We start from the raw sequence: 22,965 nt of genomic DNA on the forward strand, positions 1-22,965 counted from the left end.
TGTAAGCACGTCACGGTGGGATAATCTGATTCCCACCATTCATACCGTAAGAATACTTCACAAGCTTATTGCTGCGTTGATTTTCGGGCAGCTCGACCACTTGGATAGGAATCGTCACCGATGCATCAATATTTCTCGAACACAAGAACGCAATCAGAATCTCGAACGTATCGGCGATATGCTCGGTGACCTGCGACGTGTAGGCGGAAACCGGTATTGGTGGTTGATTAAACTTGGGATGGTGCACGGCAATTGTGGGAGGAGCCACCTCGTTATTCGGCGTTAGGGAGTAGTCGGAAACTTCGATCCGCTCGTTTGGTTTCCTGTGTTCGACGCAGTTGCGAGTGATCCTAATTGATTTGCAGAAATTCGCCACGTCTGACGTCAGCCCAATGTATTGGCTGTCGCCCTTGTGTTTCCGCGATACTTCTTCCGCGAGGCCTTCAAACCACCCCTTTAACTTGCTGCCGTAGAACATAGAAGCAATTGCAAAGAGTGCTTGGAGCGCATGATCGGCGCGTTGAATGAACTCTTTGCAGCGAGGCTCTAGGTTGGACGCCGATGGGAGCGTTATAGAACGGCCTTTGATCTGCAACTCTGCAAGCCGTCTCTCTTCGTTATCGTCCTGCCTGCTGAAATCCGTTGCAAGGTCGGACATCGCAGCCAAATTCTTCAAACATTCGAAGCTTAGCTCGATTGCCTTCGTAGACTCGAAGTTGGGACCTAGGAAGCCCTTCTCAAAAAGCTGCTTGCCGGTCAGCAGCGTTTTGGCCACCAACGGCGAGTCTGAGCCGTAGTCCAGAACCTTCTGTTGCGAGTTTGGCACATTGATATTGGTGCGATCAGGATCAATTTCGTCGGCTAGCATAATCCGGTAGATCGAGTCAGTCTTCACGGTGTGAAGACGCTCGCCGATCTTAACCATTCCTGTAATGTGCCCTCCGGACGGTCCCACGTCCATGGACATCGCGGAGTCGCGAAGGTGATCAATCGGGCGCTTCATTTTGCTGCGGTTTAGCGATCAACGAGGGACGATCTTCGGGCGAGGCCAACCAAAGCCCGCCCGAAGACTTATTTGAAAATCGCTGCGAGACTCAGAACTTCAGGCCATTGAGCAGCCCGAAAGGCGCCTCTGGTTTAGTGCCAGCCGACAGGCCCAGAAGGCCGCCAAGGCTTGCAAGCGAGTTGTGCTGCTTGTTCAAGGGCGGACACAATGCTCGGATGAGCCGTTGCTCCACCTCGTGAAAATGCACCTTGCTATGTGGTCGGTACGGTGGACCCATAGCTCGGTCGCGCCATCGCGCTTGGCTTCCTCGATACGATCATGAGATCCGATCCGAGTGGCGAGATCATCGGCTCTGCCGACGTAGTGTACAAAGCCGTAAGACGAGACGAAAGCATACACGCAGTCGCGGCCATAAGGCTTGGCATCAATCGGGTATCGCTGAAACTCGAACTTCCACTGCCAGTCTTGCAGAGAGCGATTTTCCGTAAAAGGGGGATTGATCAAAGCATCGTAAAGTGACATCGATAGTTCTCCATTGCGAGAGCGCCCGGTTTCCCGATTCCCCAAGAAAAGGCCCGGGCGCGGTTCGCGACCCGAATCATTTCGCGTCGCACCCTGAAGAACACACGTAGAACAGAGTCGGCGCAACAGCGCGTTGTCACTCGCGCCGTGGTTGTTCGACCTTTTCACAGACAACGGTGGGCAAGTGGCGGCGAGCCGCTATCCGTGGCGTCATTCTTTGCGGCAGAGGCGACGCAGCAGGCTCCGCCTGGGCCGTGCCCGGTGATGAACTGAGCCTAGCGCGATCCGGCTAATCCAACTATTAGGGTGGGCTGGGGAAGCGCTCGAATGGCCTATGTCTATGATTTGGATTCCGAATTGTCCGACGTTTTCGTCGACAACTTGGGAACCAGTGTAGTTGAATTCGCACTTGGGTACGACCTGGAGCAGGAAGAGGTGATCCTCTTCTCAGTCACGTTAGGCCCATCGATCGACGGCGTTTCAGATCTCCGGTTTGGGATACGGCGTCGCCACATCGAGAAGGAGTGGAAAGTCACAGGTCTCGACTTTTCACGGGAGTCGGTGCTTGAGTGTGTCCCTTCGTACGCACGCGAAGAAGTTAGGATCTTGCTCTCTGCAAGCGTTTCGATGTTGGCCCGAGCCTGCACTGACGAGAAAATTACTATGGAAACTTATTATCGGAACTTGCCTGCGGCTGCCCTTGAAAAGTACGAGATGATAACTAACGTATTGATAGATAATGGTTTTTTAGTCGAAACAAAGTTCCAAGACTTGGAGGGAGTGAACTATTGGCTCTACCGGAGGGGCTAAAATCCCGCTTTGAGCCGGGCGGTAGGTGTGTCAACATGACGTTTACTAGGAGCAGATAGGAGTCGGTCATGACTCGCGAGCAGATCATAGCAATTGCCAAGCTTGGCGCGAAGCGTGCGACCGCCAAAGGCTTTGCCGCGACTCCAGTCCAATCGCGCCATGCCAAGCGGCTTGCCGAACTTAAGAGGCGAGCTGAAGAGGATCGCAAGCACAACGAAGAAGCGTTTGCGCTCCAAGTGCGCATGATTGCCTAGTTAGGCTAAAAGCCACGGAATTCGAGAGTACCAAGGAACTTGAGCGGGAGGCTGCCTCAATTGGCAGCCTCTTTAATTTGGGTCCATCACTTCCAGGCCGGCACACCCGCTAGCCCGCTCCGCGCAATCTGCGACCTCGGCTCTAGCCCCTCGGCTTCCCCTTCAGCGCCTGCCGCATCAGCGTCCGAATAGCCTCAGGGCGGGTAGAGGCTTTGTCCTGTTCTGCAATCCAGTTGTCGACGGCTGACAAGTCGTCAGGCTGCAGGCGAACGCCAACCAGCGTGCCCTTGCCGGTCGCGGGCGGCCCCCGTTTTTTCCGTGTTATCACGGGTTGGCGTTTCATAGAATCCGTGTTAACACAGTTTCGGGGCCGGTCAAATGAGCCGGACGAACTGGGGTTATAAATGACTAATCTAAATCTTAAGGCTAGCGCTGGTATCGATCCATCCACGTCTTTTTGCGCATACACGTACTATACGAGCCTACGTGCTCAAGGCAGCGATCCCATTGTCCGGAACGGCGGTCTTTATTGGAGTGTCGGGGAGTCCTCGAATGACGACCTCCACAAATGGGCCGCGCGCCAGGACCCAAAGGGCGCGCTGCGGATTCAATACGCGCGCATGATGTGGTCAGCGCGGGCCTCGGATGACGAGATCATTGAGCTGGGCGCCGCGCCTGAGCTGGCCTGAGCGGTATGGTATAATCAATCGCGGTGGTGAATCGCCGGCCACTGGATTGCTGAAACCCAGCAGCGAAGCGCCAGCGGTTCACCATCCCCCTTGTGCGTCGGCTCGGCCGGCGAGGTTTGCCGAACAATTCGATTTCTCAGGGGCGTGTTATGCCCATTCCCGCCAACGACAACGTTCGGGGAAGCTCCGTTCGCTTTCCCGTCGACCCGCGCCTCGTGCCGCCGCAGAAAGCCGCTCGACGCCTACACCTGATCGAGTCTGACTTTCTCACAAAACTATCCGCACTTCAGCGAATTGGCTTTCCCGCCGCATGCCCCGTAACTGGACACTATGACCTGCTGGCGATTGATGCTTGGCTAGATCGACGTGCCGGTCTCGGTGCAGCGGTTGGTGTGGCCGTTGATGCTCGCGACGTATTTGAGGAGCGACTGGCGAGCCTTGGCAAGCATTAAGCTCAAGCATTACGTTGTGCGCAAAGGGAAGCATGGCTATTGGCTTCCTACCGCGAAGATGCGCGCCATGGGCTTTCAGATCGTGTCTTGCGGGCAGGACGGCCCAGATGCTTGGGCTATCGCAAGAGAATGGGAAGAGCGCTACCAGCGCGCCCGCAAGGGGTTGGAGAAGGCACCCGCCCGCGTCTATCCCACCGGCAGCGTGGGCGACGGCTTTGAGCGTTTCCGCCGCAGCAACGAATGGAAGTCAAAGCCGCCGCGCACCCGCGAGGATTGGGACCGCGGCTGGAAATACATCGATCCTGTTTTTGGTGACGTCGATCCGAAGACCGTCACTTTCGAAATGCTGGACCGGTGGTACGGACGGCTCAAGACGACGAAGGGCGATGGCGAGGCCGGACGTGCGCTAAAGATCTGGAGGGCGCTCTACAACGTCCTGGCCGGCATGAAGCTCTGTACGCCCGAGGCGGACCCGTCACAGATCATCCGAAAGACTGGCGTGCCCGGCCGCACCGAGACGTGGCAGGAGGGTGAAGTCGTCCGCCTGGTTAAGGCGGCGTGGCGCGCCGGCTACCGGGGGCTGGCCTGCGTCATTGCCGTAGCTTGGGATACCGGCTTTGCCCCGGTCGACGTCCGCACCCTTACCCCCGCGCAGGCCGTCACCAGCGGCACCGACATGGCGTTTACCAGCGACCGGGCCAAGACGGGCGAACCCGCGATAGGAACGCTCACAGCACGCTCGCAGCGACTCGTGGAGGCCTACGTCGCTGGCTTGGACTACGACCTGCACGACGATGCGCCCATTTTCCGGACCAAGGGCTTCAAGCCTACGGGGAAGGGCGGTCGGCCGCGCCTCCCGGTTCCATACACCAAGGACTCCCTGATCGACGATTTTGCGGACCTGCGCCGGGCGGTATTCGGCAAGGGCGAGATGCGCCGGCTGATGGATATGCGCCGAACCGGCGCGGTCGAGGCGAATGCCGGAGGAGCGCCCGTAGAGGCCATTGCCGCCAAAATGGCGAACAGCATCGACCAAAACCGCAAGCTGCAGAAAACCTATATGCCGGTGAACATCGCGGCGGTTCGGGCAGCCGATGAGGCGCGCAAAATCGGCCGGAGGTTGCTCGGTTCAGAACAGAACAAGCTCAGAAAGTTGAAACTCGGGACGGGGAAAAGTTGAAACTGAAGGGCGGCCATGCCGCTAAGCCATTGAAATAATGGCGCGAGAGACGGGGCTCGAACCCGCGACCTCCGGCGTGACAGGCCGGCGCTCTAACCAACTGAGCTACTCCCGCGTGGCGCGCTGAACGCGTGCGGAACGTGGGGGGACTTAAAGGGGGGACATGGTGAAGTCAAGGACGTTGCGCTCCGCCGGTGCATCTCGGTTAAGCATTGCTCTGGAAAACGAAAATGGCCGCCCGGCGGCGGCCATTGGTCAGCCCGGTCAAGTGCGTCTCAGCGAATCTGCGACGCGCCCGCGCTGGTCACCACCACCGGCTTGCCGGCCTTGATGATTTGGGTGGACTGGGCAGTCTGGCTGTAATCGGCATGGGTGCGGGCTGCAATCCCGAACCCGGCCACCGCAATGCCGGCAACCAGCGCCACCACCACGATCTTCAGGTGGGTCGCGCGATCAGCAGAGTGAATTGAGTGGTTCATCTGAGCCTCCCGACGGACTTTGCCGTCGTCTATGGGCTCCTCTTCTAGGCACTCTCTGTTTCCGGATGGTTTCGCGGGTTCCGCAAAATGGTTTCATCCCCCGCGCGCATGATGCGATCGTCGGCGCGCAGCAACGCAATCGGCGCCTGCTGGATCATTTGAGCGAAGCCGTTCCACGCACTGCTGCGGCAGATTGATCAACTCACGGCGACCGCCGCCGAGATGCTCGAGAACGGGAAGAATTCGCGCTGAGATCTCCGGTTTTCAAGATATTGAAGTGCTTCTAAGAATTTTTCTAAGAAGCTTTCAATTAGGCAATTCGCGCGCCCTCCCATAAGCGTCCTCCTAAGCGCATGTCGCCGCGGGGACTGGCGGCATGATGCATCAAAACATGCAGCTTTGGGGTGGCGCGTTGAATAGTCTTGGAATGCTGCGGTCGGCCGTGTTGGCGACCGCATCCGCTTGGGTTTTGGTGCCGCAGGCATCGCCCGCACAAGCATCGGCGCAGAGTGGCGCGCAGAACATTCCGTCGGTGACGGTCACGGCGCCTGAAGCGCGCCGCCGCGCCGCGGCGACCCCTCAGCGCCGTGCGCCGCGCTCGTCGGTGCAGACCGCCAACAGGAACAAGCCGCAGCCGCAGCGCAATGTCGGCGTGGTCGAAACGCCGCTCGGTCCGGTGAACGGCTACGTCGCCGGCCGCAGCTCGTCGGGCACCAAGACCAACACGCCGATCATAGAGACGCCGCAGTCGGTCTCCGTGATCGGTGCCGAGCAGATCCGCGACCAGAAGCCGAACAAGCTCGACGAGGTCCTGCGCTACACCGCCGGCGTGCGCGCCGGGACCTTTGGGACGGATACCCGCAACGATTGGTGGCTAATCCGCGGCTTTAAGTCCGAGGACATCGGACTGTTCCTCGACGGCATGCAGCTGTTCTACACGTCCTATGCCAGCTGGAAGCTCCAGACGCCCAACATGGAGCGCGTCGAGGTGCTGCGCGGTCCGTCAGCCGTGCTGTATGGCGGATCGAGCCCGAGCGGCATCGTCAACGTCATCAGCAAGATGCCGCCTGCCGAGCCGATCCGCTACATCGAGGCCGGCTTCAACAATTTCGGCAACGCCTATGTCCGCTTCGATTTGGGCGGACCGGTCGCCACCAGCCCTGAGAACGGCAAGCTGTTCGCCCGCGTGCTCGGCCAGGTCCAGAATGGCGGCACGCAGGTCAACTTCACGCCCGACAACAACTACTTCATCGCCCCGTCGGTCACCTGGAAGCCGGATGCCGACACGACCTTGACGGTGCTGGCCTCGGCTTCGAAGCAGGACACCCGCGGCATCAACTTCCTGCCTTACCAGGGCACAGTGACCAGCGCCTCGTTCGGCAAGATTCCCACCAGCTTCTTCATCGGCGATCCCAGCGTCGACAAGTTCACGCGCGAGCAGGAGATGCTCGGCTATCAGTTCGAGCGCAATCTCACCGACGACCTGACATTCCGTCAGAACGCCCGCTTTGCACATGTGGACATCACATACCGCGGCTATGTCGGCAACGGTTGGGCCGACGTCAACACGGCCACTCTCAATCGGTACAATTGGTATGCGAAGAACACGGCCAATCAGGCCAATCTCGACAACCAGCTTGAGTACCGTTTCAACACCGGCCCAGTCGGGCACACCATGCTGTTCGGGGTCGATCTGAGGGGCTACCAGATCGACGACTATCAGGCCTTCGGGTTCGGCGTGCCCGCGATCAACGTCTTCAATCCCGTTTATGGGGCGGCCCAGGTTCCATTACCGAGCGCTCCGTTCCGGAACTTCCTGATCACGCAGAAGCAGGCCGGCACTTATCTCCAGGACCAGATGAAGCTCGGCAACTTCACGCTGGTGCTGAGTGGCCGCAATGACTGGGTCGAGACCACGCAGGACGCCCGCGACACGGGCGTCATGGTCGCCAGCCGCGACGACAGCAGGTTCAGCGGCCGCGCCGGGCTGATTTATAATTTCGACAACGGCATCGCGCCCTACGTCTCCTATTCGACGAGCTACAATCCCATCATCGGCCTCAACGCCCAGAACCAGCTGTTTCTGCCGGAGACCGGCAAGCAGGCCGAAATCGGCGTGAAGGTCGCGCCAAAAGGCTTCGACGGCTATTTCACGGTCTCAGCTTTCGATCTGGTCCGTCAAAATGTCGCGACGACGTTGCCGGGCAGTGTGCCGGTGCTGCAGAACCAGACCGGCGAGGTGACCTCGCGCGGCATCGAGCTCGAAGCGGTGGCCAATGCCACAAGGGAGCTGAAGCTGATCGGCGCCTTCACGGCCTATCATATCTTCAACAGCAAGGATCTCGATCCGGCGCTGGTCGGCAAGACGCCGACCAACACGCCTGAACTCCTGGTCTCGGGGTGGGCCGACTACACGTTCAAGGACGGACCGTTGGAAGGATTCGGGTTCGGCGGCGGTGTGCGCTACGTCGGCTCCTCCTGGGCCGATACTGCCAACACTCTCGAGGTACCCGCGGTGGTGCTCGGCGATCTCGCGGTCCACTACGAATGGCAGAACTGGCGGACGGCGCTCAACGTGATCAACGTGACCGACAAGATGTACGTCGCGAGCTGCGCGTCGGCCACGTCCTGCTTCTACGGCGACCGCCGGCGCGTGACCGCCAGCGTCTCCTACAAGTGGTAGGCGCGGGCGAGCGGCGGCAATCGTGAAGGCGCGCACGGCCAGGCTCTGGTCCGCGGTCCACACCTGAACCAGCCTGATCTCGACCGTTTTCTGCTGCTCTGCCCGACCGGCCTGCCGCTCTATCGCCAGGCCTCGGGGGCGGTGGGAGCCCCTGTCCTGATTGTAATCTGGACTTTGCTGCGCCTCGGCCTAGATTAAGGTGCGCCTTCCCAATTAGTGGCCGTCACGGCCGAGCGCGCCTGGACTGATCGGGGATCGCCCTTGCTGGGTCGGCTGATCTGCTCCATACCAGCGCGGGGTGATTCCGGGATTTCCACCGTTCTGGGAGCGGCAAAGGGCCTGAAAAGAGCGTGTCTTGCGCCCATTGGTGCACTGCGCTAAGGCTCAGAATAATTCCAAATCGGACGAATCCGTGGCTGTCCCGAGGCTGCGGGAAAAAGGGCTCGTCATGAGCGGCATTCTACAGAACTATCTTCCACTCGTCGTCTTTATAGGGGTAGCGGGCCTCATCGGCCTCGTGCTGCTGATCGCGCCCTTCATCGTGGCGTTTCAGCAGCCGGACCCGGAAAAGCTGTCGGCGTATGAGTGCGGTTTCAACGCCTTCGACGACGCCCGCATGAAGTTCGACGTCCGCTTCTATCTGGTCGCCATCCTCTTCATCATCTTCGACCTCGAGGTGGCGTTCCTGTTTCCCTGGGCGGTGGCGTTCGGCAAGCTTGGCGCGACCGGCTTCTGGTCCATGGTGGTGTTCCTGGCCGTGCTGACGGTCGGGTTCGCCTATGAATGGAAGAAGGGAGCACTCGAATGGGATTGAACCCTGCATCGTCCACGGGTCCGGTTGTTGCGCCGGCCTCCAAGGGCATACTGGATCCGTCGACCGGCAAGCCGGTCGGGGCCAATGATCCGTTCTTCCTTGAGGTCAATTCCGAACTGTCCGACAAGGGCTTCTTCGTGGCCGCGACCGACGACCTCATCACCTGGGCGCGCACCGGCTCCTTGATGTGGATGACCTTCGGTCTCGCATGCTGCGCGGTCGAGATGATGCAAGTCTCGATGCCGCGTTACGACGTCGAGCGCTTCGGCTTCGCGCCGCGCGCCTCGCCGCGCCAGTCCGACGTGATGATCGTCGCCGGCACCCTGACCAACAAGATGGCCCCGGCGCTGCGCAAGGTCTACGACCAGATGCCCGAGCCGCGCTACGTCATCTCGATGGGCTCCTGCGCCAACGGCGGGGGGTACTACCACTATTCCTACTCGGTCGTGCGCGGCTGCGACCGCATCGTGCCGATCGACATCTACGTGCCGGGCTGCCCGCCCACGGCGGAAGCGCTGCTCTATGGCGTGCTGCTGCTTCAAAAGAAGATTCGCCGCACCGGCACCATCGAACGCTAAGGTTTTACGTCATGGACGACGCCAAGCTCGACGCCCTGGGGCAGACGATCGTTAGCGCGCTGCCGGGCGCCGCCACCGGTCACGCGGTGGCCTTCAACCAGCTCACGGTGGACGTCGACGCGAGCAAGATTGTCGAGGTGGTCAAGTACCTCCGTGACGATCCGAACTGCCGCTTCGTCAACTTCACCGACATCACGGCGGTGGACTATCCGGATCGCGAGAAGCGCTTCGACGTGATCTATCACTTCCTGTCGCCGACGCTGAACACGCGGATCCGGCTCAGGGCCCAGGCCGACGAGACCACCCAGGTGCCCTCGCTGATCGATGTGTTCCCTGGCGCCGACTGGTTCGAGCGTGAGGCCTATGACCTCTACGGCGTGATCTTCGTCGGCCATCCCGACATGCGCCGCATCCTCACCGATTACGGTTTCGAGGGGCATCCGCTGCGCAAGGATTTCCCGCTCACCGGCTTCGTCGAGGTCCGCTACGACGACCAGGAGAAGCGCGTGGTCTACGAGCCTGTCAGGCTCAACCAGGAATTCCGCAAGTTCGATTTTCTCTCGCCGTGGGAGGGGGCGGACTATCCGGTCCTTCCGGGCGACGAAAAAGCGGGGCCGAAGGTCTGATCATGAACGAGCAACCGCAAAATCTCCGCAACTTCACCATCAATTTTGGACCGCAGCATCCCGCGGCCCATGGCGTGTTGCGTCTTGTGCTCGAATTGGACGGCGAAGTTGTCGAACGCGTCGATCCCCATATCGGCCTTCTTCACCGCGGCACCGAGAAGCTGATCGAGCAGAAGACCTACCTGCAGGCGATCCCTTATTTTGACCGGCTCGACTACGTCGCGCCGATGAACCAGGAGCACGCGTTCTGCCTCGCTGCCGAAAAGCTGCTCGGCATCGAGGTGCCGCGCCGCGGCCAGCTGATCCGCGTGCTCTATTGCGAGATCGGCCGCATCCTGTCGCATCTGCTCAACGTCACCACGCAGGCCATGGATGTCGGCGCGCTGACCCCGCCGCTGTGGGGTTTCGAAGAGCGCGAGAAGCTGATGGTGTTCTACGAGCGCGCTTCGGGCAGCCGCATGCATGCCGCCTATTTCCGCGTCGGCGGCGTGCACCAGGACCTGCCGCAGAAGCTGGTCGACGACATCGAGGCCTGGTGCGATCCGTTCCTGAAAGTGGTGGACGACCTCGATCGCCTGCTCACCGCCAACCGCATCTTCAAGCAGCGCAACGTCGACATCGGCGTCGTGCCGCTCAAGGAAGCCTGGGAGTGGGGCTTTTCGGGCGTGATGGTGCGCGGCTCGGGTGCAGCCTGGGACCTGCGCAAGTCGCAGCCCTATGAATGCTACGCCGAGATGGATTTCGACATTCCAATCGGCAAGAACGGCGACTGCTACGATCGCTACCTGATCCGCATGGAAGAGATGCGCCAGTCCGTGCGCATCATGAAGCAGTGCATCCAGAAGCTGAACGCGCCCGATGGCAAGGGGCCCATCGTCGTCGCCGACAACAAGGTCGCGCCGCCGCGCCGCGGCGAGATGAAGCGCTCGATGGAAGCGCTGATCCACCACTTCAAGCTCTACACCGAAGGCGTCCACGTGCCGGCCGGCGAAGTCTATGCTGCGGTCGAGGCGCCGAAGGGCGAGTTCGGCGTCTATCTCGTCTCCGACGGCACCAACAAGCCCTACAAGTGCAAGATCCGCGCGCCGGGCTTTGCCCATCTCCAGGCCATGGACCACATCTGCCGCGGCCATCTGCTCGCCGACGTCTCGGCCATCCTCGGCTCCCTCGACATCGTGTTCGGAGAGGTCGATCGGTGATGGCGCAGGCGCCAATTCAGTTTGACCGTGCCTCGGGGGCCCTTGAAGGGGCCAACCTGTGGGAGCGGACGGCTGCCTTGGCGCTAGTTACAGGATCGAAGATCTCGTCGCACTTTTCGCATATGGGCTACATCGCCTGCGCGAACCTGCTGCGGAAGACGCTGCCCGAGCGCAACATCGCGATCAGGCTCAATCCCGACGCGGTATTCGAATTTCCTTACGGCGACGGTTATTGGAGCAAGCTGCTCAACCGCTCCTACAATTACGAGGACGAGCTCGAGCTGTTGTTTTCCGACTCCGTCGACGTCGACTACACGCTGCTCGATTGCGGCGCCAATTACGGCTACTGGTCGGTGCTGGTGTCGAGCAGGCCGTTCGGTTCGCACAAGGCGATCGCGATCGAGCCGTCGGGCCAGAACTATCCGAAGCTCGCCAACAACGCCCGCGTCAACGGCAACCGCTTCGAGACGATGAAGTGCGCGATCGGCGCAGCCCGCGGCACCGCGCGGCTATCCGGCACCAAGCACGAGGCCTTCAGCATCGCCGGCAATCCCTCCGCGGGCGGCGAGGAGGTGCCTGTCATCGCGCTCGACGACCTGATCGACGATGGCAAGGTTGCCGCCGCTGGCAAGTACCTGATCAAGCTCGACGTCGAGGGCGTCGAGATCGAGGCGATCAAGGGCGGGGCCCGGCTGCTCCAGGCCGACAGCGTCATCATGTGCGAGGAGCACGGCAGCGACCGCTCCCATGCCGTGTCGCGCTACATCCTCGAACAGACCCCGCTGAAGCTGATCGTGTTCGATCCGCGCAGCAACCGGATGGAGACCGTGACCGAGCTGTCGATCCTCGACCGCATCAAGGTCTCGACCCACGTCGGCTACAACGTTTTCGGCACCGCGAGCGCATTCTGGCAGGACAGGATCGAAGCCCTGAATGCCAAGAACCTGAACGCCAAGAACCCGAATGCCAAGACCGCGCGCCGCATGCAATGAGAGATTGAAGCCATGTCCGTTCGCCGATTAGCACCGAAGGAAGTCCAGCCCGCGAGCTTTGCGTTCACGGCGGAGAACCTCGCATTCGCCAGGCAGCAGATCGCGAAATATCCGGCCGGACGCCAGGCCTCCGCTGTCATCGCCATCCTCTGGCGCGCGCAGGAGCAGAACGAGGGCTGGGTCTCGGAAGCCGCAATCCGCGTGATCGCCGACATGCTCGACATGCCCTATATCCGCGTGCTGGAAGTCGCGACCTTCTACACGATGTTCCAGCTCGCGCCGGTCGGCAAGAAGGCCCACGTCCAGGTTTGCGGCACCACGCCGTGCCGCCTGCGCGGTGCCGAGGATCTAATCCATGTGTGCGAGCACCGCATCCATCACGAGCCCTTCCATCTGTCCAAGGACGGCAATTTCAGCTGGGAAGAGGTGGAGTGCCTGGGGGCCTGCGTGAACGCGCCGATGGTGCTGATCGGTAAGGACACCTATGAGGACCTGACCAAGGAGAGCTTCGGCAAGGTGCTCGACGGTTTTGCTTCGGGCAATCCGCCCAAGCCGGGTCCGCAGAACGGCCGCCAGTTCTCGGCGCCGATCACCGGGCCGACCACGCTGAAGGAGGTCACCTGATGCGTGATCTCTCGTCGCGTTCAGTGCAGGGGAGCGGTGCCGTGAAGAAGTGGGGCTTCATCGCCATGCACGCCGCCGTGGCGGCCGTGTTCATCTTCCTGCTGCAGCGTTTCAGCCTGAACGCATCGCTGGAATCCAGCCTGCTCTGGGCGCTGACGTTTGGCGTCTGCGCCGCCGGACTTGCCTACAAGCAGTCCAATCGTTGATCGGAAAGCACTGAAATGCTCGAGGACAAGGACCGCATCTTCAAGAACCTCTACGGCCTCCACGATTGGGGGCTCGAGGGCGCGCGGCGCCGCGGCGCCTGGGATGGCACCAAGGCCATCGTCGATAAGGGCCGCGACTGGATCATCAACGAGATGAAGGCCTCGGGGCTCCGCGGCCGCGGCGGCGCCGGCTTTCCCACCGGCCTGAAATGGTCGTTCATGCCGAAGGAATCGACCGACGGCCGGCCGAGCTATCTCGTCGTCAATGCCGACGAATCCGAGCCCGGCACCTGCAAGGACCGCGAGATCATGCGGCATGATCCGCACCTGTTGGTCGAGGGCTGCCTGATCGCAAGCTTCGCGATGAATGCGCATGCCTGCTACATCTACGTCCGCGGCGAGTTCATCCGCGAGCGCGAACGTCTCCAGGCCGCGATCGACCAGGCCTATGAGGCCAAGCTGGTCGGCAAGGACAATGTCAACGGCTGGCCGTTCGACATCTATGTCGCGCACGGCGCCGGGGCCTATATCTGCGGCGAGGAGACCGCGCTGCTCGAAAGCCTCGAGGGCAAGAAGGGCCAGCCACGGCTGAAGCCGCCGTTCCCGGCCAATGTCGGTCTGTTCGGCTGCCCGACCACCGTCAACAACGTCGAGTCGATCGCCGTCGCGCCGGACATTCTGCGCCGTGGCGCGGCCTGGTTCGCCGGCATCGGCCGTCCGAACAATGTCGGCACCAAACTCTTCTGCATCTCCGGCCATGTCGAGCGGCCCTGCAACGTCGAAGAGGCCATGGGCATTCCGTTCCGTGAGCTGATCGACAAGCATTGCGGCGGCATCCGCGGCGGCTGGGACAATCTCAAGGCCGTGATCCCCGGCGGCTCGTCGGTGCGCATGGTGCCGGCCGAGCAGATCATCGACACGCCGATGGATTTCGACAGCTTGAGCAAGCTGCGCTCGGGCCTCGGCACCGCGGCCGTGATCGTGATGGACAAGTCGACCGATTTGATCCGTGCGATCGCTCGCATCTCCTATTTCTACAAGCATGAGAGCTGTGGCCAGTGCACGCCGTGCCGCGAGGGCACGGGGTGGATGTGGCGCGTGCTGACCCGCATGGCCGAGGGCCGTGCGCATAAGCGCGAGATCGACATGCTGCTGGAGGTGACGAAGCAGGTCGAGGGCCACACCATCTGCGCGCTCGGCGATGCGGCGGCCTGGCCGATCCAGGGCCTTATCGCGCATTTCCGTCACGAGATCGAAGCGCGCATCGACCAGTATTCCCACAAGGCCGATGTCGACGATATCGGCGTCCGCGATCCCGTGCACATGGTCGCGGCGGAGTAGGGCGATGACCGACCAGCCGGACAACATCGTGCTCGTTTATCTTCGTCGGATCGACGAAAAGCTCGATCGCGTGTCCGCGGATGTGAGCGATCTGAAGACCCGCGTCACCAACGTTGAAGAGAGAATGGGCCACATTGATTTGAGGCTGGCGCAGGTCGAGATCGCCATTGCGGGCATCGACCCACGGATCGATCGCGTTGAAGAACGGCTGGACCGTATCGAGCGGCGTCTCGATCTGGTCGATCAGCCGCACTGAGAAAGACTTAAGGTATGACCAAGCTCATCATCGACGGCAAAGAGATCGATGTCCCCGCCGAATATACGCTGCTTCAGGCGTGTGAGGCCGCGGGCGCCGAGATTCCGCGCTTCTGCTATCACGAGCGGCTGTCGATCGCCGGCAATTGCCGGATGTGCCTCGTCGAAGTGAAGGGCGGCCCGAAGCCGGTCGCGAGCTGCGCCTGGGGCGTGCGCGACTGCCGTCCGGGCCCCAAGGGCGAGCCGCCGGAGATTTCGACGCGTTCGCCGATGGTGAAGAAGGCGCGCGAAGGCGTGATGGAATTCCTTCTCATCAACCATCCGCTGGATTGCCCGATCTGCGACCAGGGCGGCGAGTGCGACCTCCAGGACCAGGCGATGGGCTATGGTGTCGACACCAGCCGCTTTGCCGAGAACAAGCGCGCGGTCGAGGACAAATATCTCGGCGCGCTGGTCAAGACCTCGATGAACCGCTGCATCCAGTGCACGCGCTGCGTCCGCTTCTCGGCGGAAGTGGCCGGCGCCCCTGAGATGGGCGCGACCGGGCGCGGCGAGGACATGGAGATCACGACCTATCTCGAGCATGCGCTGACGTCGGAATTGCAGGGCAATCTCGTCGACATCTGCCCGGTCGGCGCGCTGACTTCCAAGCCTTATGCGTTTGCGGCGCGTCCCTGGGAGCTCGGCAAGACCCAGTCGATTGACGTGATGGACGGCCTGGGATCGGCGATCCGCGTCGACACCCGCGGCCGCGAGGTGATGCGTATCCTGCCGCGCATCAACGAGGCCGTGAACGAGGAGTGGATCTCCGACAAGACGCGCCACGTCGTCGACGGTTTGCGCACCCAGCGCCTCGACCGGCCCTATATCCGCGAAGCCGGCAAGCTGCGCGCGGCGAGCTGGCCCGAGGCCTTCGCCGCCATCGCCGCCAAGGCGGCGCGCACCGACGGCAAGCGCATCGGCGCGATCGCCGGCGACCTCGCCGGCGTCGAGGAGATGTTCGCGCTAAAGGATCTGCTCGCCAAGTATGGCTCGACCAATCTGGCGGTGCAGGGCGGCGACGCCTTCGATCCCGCGCTCGGCCGCGGCGCCTACATCTTCAACCCGACGCTGGCAGGCGTGGAGCAGGCCGACGCGCTGCTCATCATCGGCGCCAATCCTCGGAAAGAGGCGGTGGTGTTCAACGCCCGCATCCGCAAGCGCTGGCGCGCCGGCGGCTTCAAGGTCGGCCTGATCGGCCCCAAGGCTGACCTGACCTATCACTACGACCATCTCGGCGCGGGCACCGAGACGCTCAGTGATCTGGCGGCCGGCAAGCACTCCTTCATGGAGGTGCTGAAGGACGCCAAGACGCCGATCATCCTGGTCGGCGCGGGCGCGGCCTCGCGTCACGACGGCGCCGCCATTCTCGCCGCGAGCGCCAAGCTCGCGCTCGACGTCGGCGCGGTGAAGGACGGCTGGAACGGCTTTGGCGTGCTGCACGAGACCGCCTCGCGCGTCGGTGCGCTCGACATCGGCTTCTCCGCCACGGCGGGCGGGCTCAACGCGGCGCAGATGACCACGTTCGGAACGCTTGACCTGCTATTCCTGCTCGGCGCAGACGAGATCAAGGCGCCGGACGGCACCTTCGTCGTCTATATCGGCACCCATGGCGACCGCGGCGCGCATCGCGCCGACGTCATCCTGCCGGCCGCCGCCTACACCGAGAAGTCGGCGATCTATGTCAACACCGAAGGTCGGGTGCAGATGACTGGCCGCGCCGCGTTCCCGCCGGGCGAAGCTCGCGAGGACTGGGCGATCATTCGTGCGCTGTCGGAAGCGCTCGGCAAGAAGCTCGGCTATGACTCGCTCGCGCAGCTTCGCCAGGCTATCTTCAAGGCCGTGCCGCATCTGATCCGTCTCGACCAGATCGAGGCCGGTTCCGCCGACCAGATCAAGAAGCTGGCGGGGAAGGGCGGCTCGCCCGAGAAGGCGCCGTTCAAGCCGCTGGTCGAGGACTTCTACCTGACCAACCCAATCGCGCGTGCGTCCGCCGTGATGGCAGAATGTTCGCGCCTCGCCTCCGGGCACATGCTGACCGCAGCGGAGTGAGCGTGATCTGATGGAATTCTTCGAAAGCGCATTCTGGACCGGTTTCCTCTGGCCATTGATCATCATGGTCGCCGAGAGCGTGCTGGTGCTTGTTGTCCTCTTGGTCGCGATCGCCTATATCCTGCTCGCCGACCGCAAGATCTGGGCGGCGGTGCAGATCCGGCGCGGCCCGAACGTGGTCGGACCCTGGGGCCTGCTCCAGTCCTTCGCGGACTTGCTCAAGTTCGTGCTGAAGGAGCCGATCATCCCTGCCGGCGCCAACAAGGGCGTATTCCTGCTGGCACCGCTGGTCTCCTGCGTGCTCGCGCTCGCCGCCTGGGCCGTGATCCCGACCAATCTCGGCTGGGTGATCTCCGACATCAATGTCGGCATCCTTTTCATCTTCGCGATCTCGTCGCTGTCGATCTACGGCATCATTATGGCCGGCTGGTCGTCGAACTCGAAATACCCGTTCCTGGCCGCGCTGCGCTCGGCGGCGCAGATGGTGTCGTACGAGGTCTCGATCGGCTTCGTCATCATCACGGTGCTGCTCTGCGCCGGCACGCTGAACCTGTCGGCCGTGGTCGAGGCTCAGCATGCGCGCGGCCTTGCCAGCCTGATCGGGCTGCCGCAGCTCACCATCCTGAACTGGTACGTCTGGCCGCTGTTCCCGATGTTCGTGGTGTTCTACGTCTCGGCGCTGGCAGAAACCAACCGTCCGCCCTTCGACCTCGTCGAAGCCGAATCCGAGCTCGTCGCGGGCTTCATGGTCGAATACGGCTCGACGCCGTACCTCTTGTTCATGCTCGGCGAGTATGTCGCGATCGTCACGATGTGCGCGATGGCGACGATCCTGTTCCTCGGAGGCTGGCTGCCGCCGGTCGACCTGCCGCCCTTCAACTGGGTGCCGGGGATCATCTGGTTCTCCCTGAAACTATTCTTCATGTTCTTCCTGTTCGCGATGGCCAAGGCGATCGTGCCGCGCTACCGCTACGATCAACTGATGCGTCTCGGCTGGAAGGTGTTCCTGCCGATCTCGCTGGCGATGGTGATCGTGGTGGCCGGCGTGCTGCATTTCGCCGGCATCGCGCCGAAGTGAGGGCCGTCATGGGTATCAACGTCAACGCCACTGCACGCTCGCTTCTGCTGTCGGAATTCGTCTCGGCGTTCTTCCTCGCCATGCGCTATTTCTTCCAGCCGAAGCCGACGCTGAACTACCCGTTCGAGAAGGGCCCGATCTCGCCGCGCTTCCGCGGCGAGCATGCGCTGCGCCGCTATCCGAACGGCGAAGAACGCTGCATCGCCTGCAAGCTGTGCGAAGCGGTCTGCCCGGCGCAGGCCATCACCATCGAGGCCGGCCCGCGCCGCAACGACGGCACCCGCCGCACCGTGCGCTACGACATCGACATGGTGAAGTGCATCTATTGTGGCCTCTGCCAGGAGGCCTGTCCGGTCGACGCCATCGTCGAAGGTCCGAACTTTGAGTTCGCGACCGAGACCCGCGAGGAGCTGTTCTATGACAAGGCCAAGCTGCTCGCCAATGGCGACCGCTGGGAACGCGAGATCGCGAAAGCGATCGAGCTCGACGCGCCGTACCGGTGAGATGAGAGTATGATCCTTCCCGCGCTGTTCTTCTATCTGTTCGCCAGCGTCTGCGTCGCGTCGGCGGTGATGGTGATTGTGTCGCGCAATCCCGTGCACTCCGTGCTGTACCTGATCCTGGCCTTCGTCAACGCCTCCGGTCTGTTCGTGCTGATGGGTGCCGAATTCCTGGCGATGATCCTGATCGTCGTCTATGTCGGCGCCGTCGCGGTGCTGTTCCTGTTCGTGATCATGATGCTCGACGTCGACTTCCTCGAGCTGCGCGAGGGCTTCATCGAGTACTTGCCTGTCGGCCTCGTGGTCGGCGGCATCTTCCTGTTCGAGCTGCTGCTCACCGTCGGCTTCTGGGTCATCAATCCGAGCGTCAGCAAGACGATCACGGCGGCGATCCCGGCCAATGTCAGCAACACCGAGGCGCTCGGTCTCGTGCTCTATACGAAGTACATCCACTACTTCCAGCTCTCGGGCATGGTGCTGCTGGTCGCCATGATCGGCGCCATCGTGCTGACGCTGCGTCACAAGGCGAGCGTGAAGCGGCAGGACATCAACGTTCAGAACGCGCGCACGCCGGAAATGGCGATGGCGATGCGCAAGGTGGCGCCGGGGCAGGGGCTTTCGGATGCCGACGCGGCGGAGTGGGTGAAATGACGATCGGGCTCGGACACTATCTGGCGGTCGGCGCGATCCTGTTCACGCTCGGCATCCTCGGCATCTTCCTGAACCGCAAGAACATCATCGTCATCCTGATGTCGATCGAGCTGATCCTGCTCTCGGTCAACATCAACCTCGTGGCGTTCTCGACCTTCCTCGGCGACATCGTCGGCCAGGTCTTCGCGCTTTTGGTGCTGACCGTCGCCGCCGCCGAAGCCGCGATCGGTCTCGCCATCCTGGTGGTCTATTTCCGCAACCGCGGCTCGATCGCGGTTGAGGACGTCAATCTGATGAAGGGCTGAGCTCTCAAATGGTTCAGGCAATCGTTTTCCTGCCTCTGCTGGGCGCCATTCTGGCTGGCCTGATCGCGCTCGTGGGCGCGCACGCCCGCAACCCCTCGGGTGACGAGGTCGAGCATCACGGGGACCACGGCCACGGCGCGCACGCCCATGCGTCCGATACGATCAACGAGGATGCGTCCGTCATCCACGAAACCCATCACGAGCCCGGCGACGGACATGACGATCATGGCCACGGCCCGACTGAGCCGCCGGCCGCGGGCTCGCGCGGCGCCGAGCTGATCACGACCGCGCTCTTGTTTGTGTCGGCGGCCTTGTCCTGGATGACGCTGGTCGATGTCGGTTTCATGCACCACGACGCGCGCATCCAGCTGCTGCCCTGGATCTTCTCCGGCGACCTCCAGGTCTGGTGGACGCTGCGGGTCGACACGCTGACGGCCGTGATGCTGGTGGTGGTGACCACCGTGTCCTCGCTCGTGCACCTCTATTCCATCGGCTACATGGACGAGGACCCGAACCGGCCGCGCTTCTTCGGCTATCTCTCGCTGTTCACCTTCGCGATGCTGATGCTGGTGACCGCGGACAACCTCGTGCAGCTGTTCTTCGGCTGGGAAGGCGTGGGTCTGGCCAGCTATCTCCTGATCGGATTCTGGTACCAGAAGCCGTCAGCGAATGCGGCGGCGATCAAGGCCTTCGTGGTCAACCGCGTCGGCGATTTCGGCTTCGCGCTCGGCATCTTCGCGATCTTCATGCTGGTCGGCTCGACCGACTTCGAGACCATCTTCCATGCCGCACCCGGCCTGACCGGCAAGACCATCGACTTCCTCGGCTGGCACGCCGACGCGCTGACCCTGACCTGCCTGCTGCTCTTCATGGGCGCGATGGGCAAGTCGGCGCAGTTCCTGCTGCACACCTGGTTGCCGGACGCGATGGAGGGTCCGACGCCGGTCTCCGCGCTCATTCACGCCGCGACCATGGTCACTGCGGGCGTGTTCATGGTGGCGCGGCTGTCGCCGCTGTTCGAGCTCGCCCCGAACGCTCAGGCCGTCGTGATGTTCTTCGGCGCCACCACCGCGTTCTTCGCGGCGACCATCGGCCTCGTCCAGAACGACATCAAGCGCATCGTCGCCTATTCGACCTGTTCGCAGCTCGGCTACATGTTCGTGGCGATGGGAGCCGGCGCCTATTCGGTCGGCATGTTCCACCTGTTCACCCACGCCTTCTTCAAGGCGCTGCTGTTCTTGGGTTCCGGCTCGGTGATCTACGCGATGCACCACGAGCAGGACATCCGCAACATGGGCGGCCTCTGGCGCAAGATCCCTTACACCTACGCGGTGATGGTGGTCGGCACGCTGGCCCTGACCGGCTTCCCACTCACCGCCGGCTACTTCTCCAAGGATGCGATCATCGAGTCCGCCTACGCCGCGCACAACCCGTTCGGCGTCTACGGCTTCCTGATGACGGTCGCTGCCGCGGGCCTGACCTCGTTCTACTCCTGGCGCCTGATCTTCAAGACCTTCCACGGCGAACCGCATGACGAGCATCATTACGAGGCCGCGCATGAGGCTCCGATCTGGATGCTGATCCCGATCGGCGTGCTCGCGGTCGGCTCATTCGTCGCCGGCTTGCCGTTCAAGGAGCTGTTCGCCGGCCACGGCATCGAGGAGTTCTTCCGCGAATCCGTGAAGATGAACCCGCACATCATCGAGGAGATGCACCACATCCCCGAGACCATCGCCTTCCTGCCGACGGTGATGATGGTGCTGGGCTTCCTGGTGTCGTACCTGTTCTATATCCGCGCGCCCTATCTGCCGGTCGAGCTCGCGAAGACGCAGCCGATGCTGTACCAGTTCCTGCTCAACAAATGGTACTTCGACGAGCTCTACGACATCATCTTTGTCCGTCCGGCGAAGTGGATTGGTTATCAGCTCTGGAAGAAGGGCGATGGCTTCATCATCGACGGACTCGGTCCCGACGGCATCTCGGCGCGGGTCCTGGACGTCACTCGCAACGTCGTGAAGATCCAGACCGGCTATCTCTATCACTACGCATTCGCCATGCTGATCGGCGCCGCCAGCCTGATCACCTGGTTCATGTTCGGCTTTGGAGGCCAGTAAATGACAACCTGGCCCATCCTTTCGGTCACGACGTTCCTGCCGCTGGTCGGAGCGCTGATCGTCTATCTCAGCCGCGGCGATGACGAGGCGGCCAAGCGCAACTCGCGCTGGATTGCGCTCTGGACCACGCTGATCACCTTTGCGGTGTCGGTGATCCTGGTCATGCGCTTCGATCCCGCAAACCCCGACTTCCAGTTCGTCGAGAAGGCGAACTGGCTCGCCACCGGCATCACCTACCACATGGGCGTCGACGGCATTTCGCTGCCGCTCGTGATCCTGACCACCGCGATCATGCCGTTCTGCATCATTGCGAGCTGGAAGGCGGTTACGAACCGCGTCCGCGAATACATGATGGCGTTCCTGATCCTGGAAACGCTGATGATCGGCACCTTCTCGGCGCTCGATCTCGTGCTGTTCTACCTGTTCTTTGAAGGCGGCCTGATCCCGATGTTCCTGATCATCGGCGTCTGGGGCGGTCCGCGCCGGGTCTATGCGTCATTTAAGTTCTTCCTCTACACGCTGCTCGGCTCGGTCTTGATGCTGCTCGCCATCATGGCGCTGTATTGGAACGGCGGCACCACCGATATCCCGACCCTGATGCACACCGCCGTGCCGCGCTCCTTGCAGACCTGGGCGTGGCTGGCCTTCTTCGCCTCGTTCGCGGTGAAGATGCCGATGTGGCCGGTGCACACCTGGCTGCCCGACGCGCACGTCGAGGCGCCGACCGCGGGCTCGGTCGTCCTTGCCGCGATCCTCTTGAAGATGGGCGGCTACGGCTTCCTGCGCTTCTCGCTGCCGATGTTCCCGCTGGCCTCGCATGACTTCGCGCCGCTGATCTTCACGCTCTCGGCCATCGCCATCATCTACACCTCGCTGGTGGCGTTGATGCAGGAGGACATGAAGAAGCTGATCGCGTACTCGTCCGTGGCGCATATGGGCTTCGTCACAATGGGCATCTTCGCCGGCACCATGCAGGGCGTCGCCGGCGGCATGTTCCAGATGATCTCGCACGGCATCGTCTCCGGTGCGCTGTTCCTCTGCGTCGGTGTCGTCTACGACCGCCTGCACACCCGCGAGATCGCGGCCTATGGCGGCCTCGTCAACCGGATGCCGCTCTACGCGATGACCTTCATGGTCTTCACCATGGCCAATGTCGGTCTGCCCGGGACGAGCGGCTTCGTCGGCGAGTTCATGACGCTGCTCGGCACCTTCAAGGTCTCGATCCCGACCGCGTTCTTCGCCACCTTCGGCGTGATCCTGTCGGCAGGTTACGCGCTGTGGCTCTACCGCAAGGTCGTGTTCGGGGCGCTGGTCAAGCCGTCGCTGATGAGCATGAAAGATCTCACCTTGCGTGAATGCGTGACGCTGTTCCCGCTGATTGCGCTGACGATCCTGTTCGGTGTCTATCCGAAGCCGGTGCTCGACATGTCGGCCGCCTCGGTCCAGCAACTCGTCAACAACTACAACACCGCTGTGACGGCCGTGAAGGCCGCCGCACTGCTCCAGTGATCGGGCA

Annotated in this window: 23 protein-coding genes and 1 tRNA gene; 20 read left to right on the forward strand and 4 right to left on the reverse strand. The window is 62.1% G+C overall.

The features are described 5' to 3' along the window. Nucleotides 1–10: 10 nt before the first annotated feature. Nucleotides 11–967, reverse strand: a complete 957-nt coding sequence (locus tag IVA92_RS22240; protein WP_247277150.1) for a hypothetical protein — start codon at nucleotides 965–967, stop codon at nucleotides 11–13. A gap of 231 nt (nucleotides 968–1,198) precedes the next feature. Continuing rightward, nucleotides 1,199–1,528 carry a hypothetical protein gene (locus tag IVA92_RS22245; protein ID WP_247277151.1) on the reverse strand — a complete coding sequence of 110 codons (330 nt, stop codon included), beginning with the start codon at nucleotides 1,526–1,528 and terminating at the stop codon, nucleotides 1,199–1,201. Between the two features lie 327 nt (nucleotides 1,529–1,855). On the opposite strand from IVA92_RS22245, the gene IVA92_RS22250 reads away from it, so the two are divergent. From IVA92_RS22250 to IVA92_RS22260, 3 genes are all read left to right on the forward strand, one after another. After that, nucleotides 1,856–2,338 (forward strand): hypothetical protein, encoded by a 483-nt coding sequence (locus IVA92_RS22250; RefSeq protein ID WP_247277152.1) that lies wholly within the window; start codon nucleotides 1,856–1,858, stop codon nucleotides 2,336–2,338. A gap of 68 nt (nucleotides 2,339–2,406) precedes the next feature. Beyond that, nucleotides 2,407–2,592, forward strand: a complete 186-nt coding sequence (locus tag IVA92_RS22255) for a hypothetical protein (protein WP_247277153.1) — start codon at nucleotides 2,407–2,409, stop codon at nucleotides 2,590–2,592. A 1,055-nt stretch (nucleotides 2,593–3,647) separates the two neighbouring features. Further along, nucleotides 3,648–4,913 (forward strand): hypothetical protein, encoded by a 1,266-nt coding sequence (locus IVA92_RS22260; protein ID WP_247448799.1) that lies wholly within the window; start codon nucleotides 3,648–3,650, stop codon nucleotides 4,911–4,913. Nucleotides 4,914–4,951: 38 nt separating this feature from the next. Here the strand turns inward: IVA92_RS22260 and IVA92_RS22265 are convergent. Beyond that, nucleotides 4,952–5,028, reverse strand: a tRNA-Asp gene (locus IVA92_RS22265). 160 nt (nucleotides 5,029–5,188) lie between these two features. Then, nucleotides 5,189–5,392: a hypothetical protein gene (locus IVA92_RS22270; protein WP_247277155.1), complete on the reverse strand. Its 204-nt coding sequence runs from the start codon at nucleotides 5,390–5,392 to the stop codon at nucleotides 5,189–5,191. Nucleotides 5,393–5,819: 427 nt separating this feature from the next. Here IVA92_RS22270 and IVA92_RS22275 point away from each other — a divergent pair, with 427 nt between their 5' ends. From IVA92_RS22275 to IVA92_RS22355, 17 genes are all read left to right on the forward strand, one after another. Further along, nucleotides 5,820–8,075 carry a TonB-dependent siderophore receptor gene (locus tag IVA92_RS22275; protein WP_247277190.1) on the forward strand — a complete coding sequence of 752 codons (2,256 nt, stop codon included), beginning with the start codon at nucleotides 5,820–5,822 and terminating at the stop codon, nucleotides 8,073–8,075. Nucleotides 8,076–8,523: 448 nt separating this feature from the next. Continuing rightward, the gene (locus IVA92_RS22280) at nucleotides 8,524–8,889 is read left to right on the forward strand and encodes an NADH-quinone oxidoreductase subunit A (RefSeq protein ID WP_008136158.1); all 366 of its coding nucleotides are present in this window, start codon (nucleotides 8,524–8,526) and stop codon (nucleotides 8,887–8,889) included. After that, the gene (locus IVA92_RS22285) at nucleotides 8,880–9,467 is read left to right on the forward strand and encodes an NADH-quinone oxidoreductase subunit B (RefSeq protein ID WP_247277156.1); all 588 of its coding nucleotides are present in this window, start codon (nucleotides 8,880–8,882) and stop codon (nucleotides 9,465–9,467) included. Before IVA92_RS22280 ends, IVA92_RS22285 begins: the two co-directional genes overlap by 10 nt. Nucleotides 9,468–9,478: 11 nt before the next feature. Continuing rightward, nucleotides 9,479–10,093 (forward strand): NADH-quinone oxidoreductase subunit C, encoded by a 615-nt coding sequence (locus IVA92_RS22290; protein ID WP_247277157.1) that lies wholly within the window; start codon nucleotides 9,479–9,481, stop codon nucleotides 10,091–10,093. Between the two features lie 2 nt (nucleotides 10,094–10,095). Then, entirely contained in the window at nucleotides 10,096–11,292 is a 1,197-nt protein-coding gene (locus IVA92_RS22295) for an NADH-quinone oxidoreductase subunit D (RefSeq protein ID WP_247277158.1), read from the forward strand. Then, nucleotides 11,292–12,284, forward strand: a complete 993-nt coding sequence (locus IVA92_RS22300) for an FkbM family methyltransferase (protein ID WP_247277159.1) — start codon at nucleotides 11,292–11,294, stop codon at nucleotides 12,282–12,284. The genes IVA92_RS22295 and IVA92_RS22300 overlap by 1 nt, the downstream gene beginning before the upstream one ends. Before the next feature lie 12 nt (nucleotides 12,285–12,296). Then, nucleotides 12,297–12,908 (forward strand): NADH-quinone oxidoreductase subunit NuoE, encoded by a 612-nt coding sequence (gene nuoE, locus IVA92_RS22305; RefSeq protein WP_247277160.1) that lies wholly within the window; start codon nucleotides 12,297–12,299, stop codon nucleotides 12,906–12,908. Then, nucleotides 12,908–13,114, forward strand: a complete 207-nt coding sequence (locus IVA92_RS22310) for a hypothetical protein (protein WP_247277161.1) — start codon at nucleotides 12,908–12,910, stop codon at nucleotides 13,112–13,114. The genes nuoE and IVA92_RS22310 overlap by 1 nt, the downstream gene beginning before the upstream one ends. Nucleotides 13,115–13,129: 15 nt before the next feature. After that, the gene (gene nuoF / locus IVA92_RS22315) at nucleotides 13,130–14,455 is read left to right on the forward strand and encodes an NADH-quinone oxidoreductase subunit NuoF (RefSeq protein ID WP_247277162.1); all 1,326 of its coding nucleotides are present in this window, start codon (nucleotides 13,130–13,132) and stop codon (nucleotides 14,453–14,455) included. Between the two features lie 4 nt (nucleotides 14,456–14,459). Continuing rightward, nucleotides 14,460–14,711, forward strand: coding sequence for a hypothetical protein (locus IVA92_RS22320; protein WP_247277163.1), 252 nt, complete (start codon nucleotides 14,460–14,462; stop codon nucleotides 14,709–14,711). 14 nt (nucleotides 14,712–14,725) lie between these two features. Beyond that, nucleotides 14,726–16,801 carry an NADH-quinone oxidoreductase subunit NuoG gene (gene nuoG, locus IVA92_RS22325; RefSeq protein WP_247277164.1) on the forward strand — a complete coding sequence of 692 codons (2,076 nt, stop codon included), beginning with the start codon at nucleotides 14,726–14,728 and terminating at the stop codon, nucleotides 16,799–16,801. A gap of 10 nt (nucleotides 16,802–16,811) precedes the next feature. Beyond that, nucleotides 16,812–17,879 (forward strand): NADH-quinone oxidoreductase subunit NuoH, encoded by a 1,068-nt coding sequence (nuoH, locus tag IVA92_RS22330; protein ID WP_247277165.1) that lies wholly within the window; start codon nucleotides 16,812–16,814, stop codon nucleotides 17,877–17,879. A 14-nt stretch (nucleotides 17,880–17,893) separates the two neighbouring features. Then, a complete protein-coding gene (gene nuoI / locus IVA92_RS22335) occupies nucleotides 17,894–18,382 on the forward strand; it encodes an NADH-quinone oxidoreductase subunit NuoI (RefSeq protein ID WP_026202312.1) in 489 nt (162 codons plus the stop codon). Nucleotides 18,383–18,391: 9 nt separating this feature from the next. Then, a complete protein-coding gene (locus tag IVA92_RS22340) occupies nucleotides 18,392–19,030 on the forward strand; it encodes an NADH-quinone oxidoreductase subunit J (RefSeq protein WP_247277166.1) in 639 nt (212 codons plus the stop codon). Next, nucleotides 19,027–19,335: an NADH-quinone oxidoreductase subunit NuoK gene (gene nuoK / locus IVA92_RS22345; protein ID WP_008547737.1), complete on the forward strand. Its 309-nt coding sequence runs from the start codon at nucleotides 19,027–19,029 to the stop codon at nucleotides 19,333–19,335. The genes IVA92_RS22340 and nuoK overlap by 4 nt, the downstream gene beginning before the upstream one ends. 8 nt (nucleotides 19,336–19,343) lie before the next feature. Beyond that, nucleotides 19,344–21,449 carry an NADH-quinone oxidoreductase subunit L gene (gene nuoL, locus IVA92_RS22350; RefSeq protein ID WP_247277167.1) on the forward strand — a complete coding sequence of 702 codons (2,106 nt, stop codon included), beginning with the start codon at nucleotides 19,344–19,346 and terminating at the stop codon, nucleotides 21,447–21,449. Then, the gene (locus IVA92_RS22355; RefSeq protein ID WP_247277168.1) at nucleotides 21,450–22,958 is read left to right on the forward strand and encodes an NADH-quinone oxidoreductase subunit M; all 1,509 of its coding nucleotides are present in this window, start codon (nucleotides 21,450–21,452) and stop codon (nucleotides 22,956–22,958) included. Nucleotides 22,959–22,965 lie beyond the last annotated feature (7 nt).

Source organism: Bradyrhizobium sp. 154, assembly GCF_023073875.1.
Lineage (GTDB): Bacteria > Pseudomonadota > Alphaproteobacteria > Rhizobiales > Xanthobacteraceae > Bradyrhizobium.

Excerpts from the sequence above, each read along its gene's own strand:
- IVA92_RS22320 (WP_247277163.1), top strand. The coding sequence starts at position 14,460 with ATGACCGACCAGCCGGACAACATCGTGCTCGTTTATCTTCGTCGGATC.
- IVA92_RS22280 (WP_008136158.1), top strand. The coding sequence starts at position 8,524 with ATGAGCGGCATTCTACAGAACTATCTTCCACTCGTCGTCTTTATAGGG.
- IVA92_RS22310 (WP_247277161.1), top strand. The coding sequence starts at position 12,908 with ATGCGTGATCTCTCGTCGCGTTCAGTGCAGGGGAGCGGTGCCGTGAAG.
- IVA92_RS22340 (WP_247277166.1), top strand. The coding sequence starts at position 18,392 with ATGATCCTTCCCGCGCTGTTCTTCTATCTGTTCGCCAGCGTCTGCGTC.
- nuoL (WP_247277167.1), top strand. The coding sequence starts at position 19,344 with ATGGTTCAGGCAATCGTTTTCCTGCCTCTGCTGGGCGCCATTCTGGCT.
- IVA92_RS22270 (WP_247277155.1), bottom strand. The coding sequence starts at position 5,392 with ATGAACCACTCAATTCACTCTGCTGATCGCGCGACCCACCTGAAGATC.
- nuoH (WP_247277165.1), top strand. The coding sequence starts at position 16,812 with ATGGAATTCTTCGAAAGCGCATTCTGGACCGGTTTCCTCTGGCCATTG.
- IVA92_RS22275 (WP_247277190.1), top strand. The coding sequence starts at position 5,820 with ATGCTGCGGTCGGCCGTGTTGGCGACCGCATCCGCTTGGGTTTTGGTG.
- IVA92_RS22355 (WP_247277168.1), top strand. The coding sequence starts at position 21,450 with ATGACAACCTGGCCCATCCTTTCGGTCACGACGTTCCTGCCGCTGGTC.
- nuoF (WP_247277162.1), top strand. The coding sequence starts at position 13,130 with ATGCTCGAGGACAAGGACCGCATCTTCAAGAACCTCTACGGCCTCCAC.
- nuoE (WP_247277160.1), top strand. The coding sequence starts at position 12,297 with ATGTCCGTTCGCCGATTAGCACCGAAGGAAGTCCAGCCCGCGAGCTTT.
- IVA92_RS22250 (WP_247277152.1), top strand. The coding sequence starts at position 1,856 with ATGGCCTATGTCTATGATTTGGATTCCGAATTGTCCGACGTTTTCGTC.
- IVA92_RS22245 (WP_247277151.1), bottom strand. The coding sequence starts at position 1,528 with ATGTCACTTTACGATGCTTTGATCAATCCCCCTTTTACGGAAAATCGC.
- IVA92_RS22295 (WP_247277158.1), top strand. The coding sequence starts at position 10,096 with ATGAACGAGCAACCGCAAAATCTCCGCAACTTCACCATCAATTTTGGA.
- nuoK (WP_008547737.1), top strand. The coding sequence starts at position 19,027 with ATGACGATCGGGCTCGGACACTATCTGGCGGTCGGCGCGATCCTGTTC.
- nuoG (WP_247277164.1), top strand. The coding sequence starts at position 14,726 with ATGACCAAGCTCATCATCGACGGCAAAGAGATCGATGTCCCCGCCGAA.
- IVA92_RS22290 (WP_247277157.1), top strand. The coding sequence starts at position 9,479 with ATGGACGACGCCAAGCTCGACGCCCTGGGGCAGACGATCGTTAGCGCG.
- IVA92_RS22285 (WP_247277156.1), top strand. The coding sequence starts at position 8,880 with ATGGGATTGAACCCTGCATCGTCCACGGGTCCGGTTGTTGCGCCGGCC.
- IVA92_RS22255 (WP_247277153.1), top strand. The coding sequence starts at position 2,407 with ATGACTCGCGAGCAGATCATAGCAATTGCCAAGCTTGGCGCGAAGCGT.
- IVA92_RS22300 (WP_247277159.1), top strand. The coding sequence starts at position 11,292 with ATGGCGCAGGCGCCAATTCAGTTTGACCGTGCCTCGGGGGCCCTTGAA.
- IVA92_RS22240 (WP_247277150.1), bottom strand. The coding sequence starts at position 967 with ATGTCCATGGACGTGGGACCGTCCGGAGGGCACATTACAGGAATGGTT.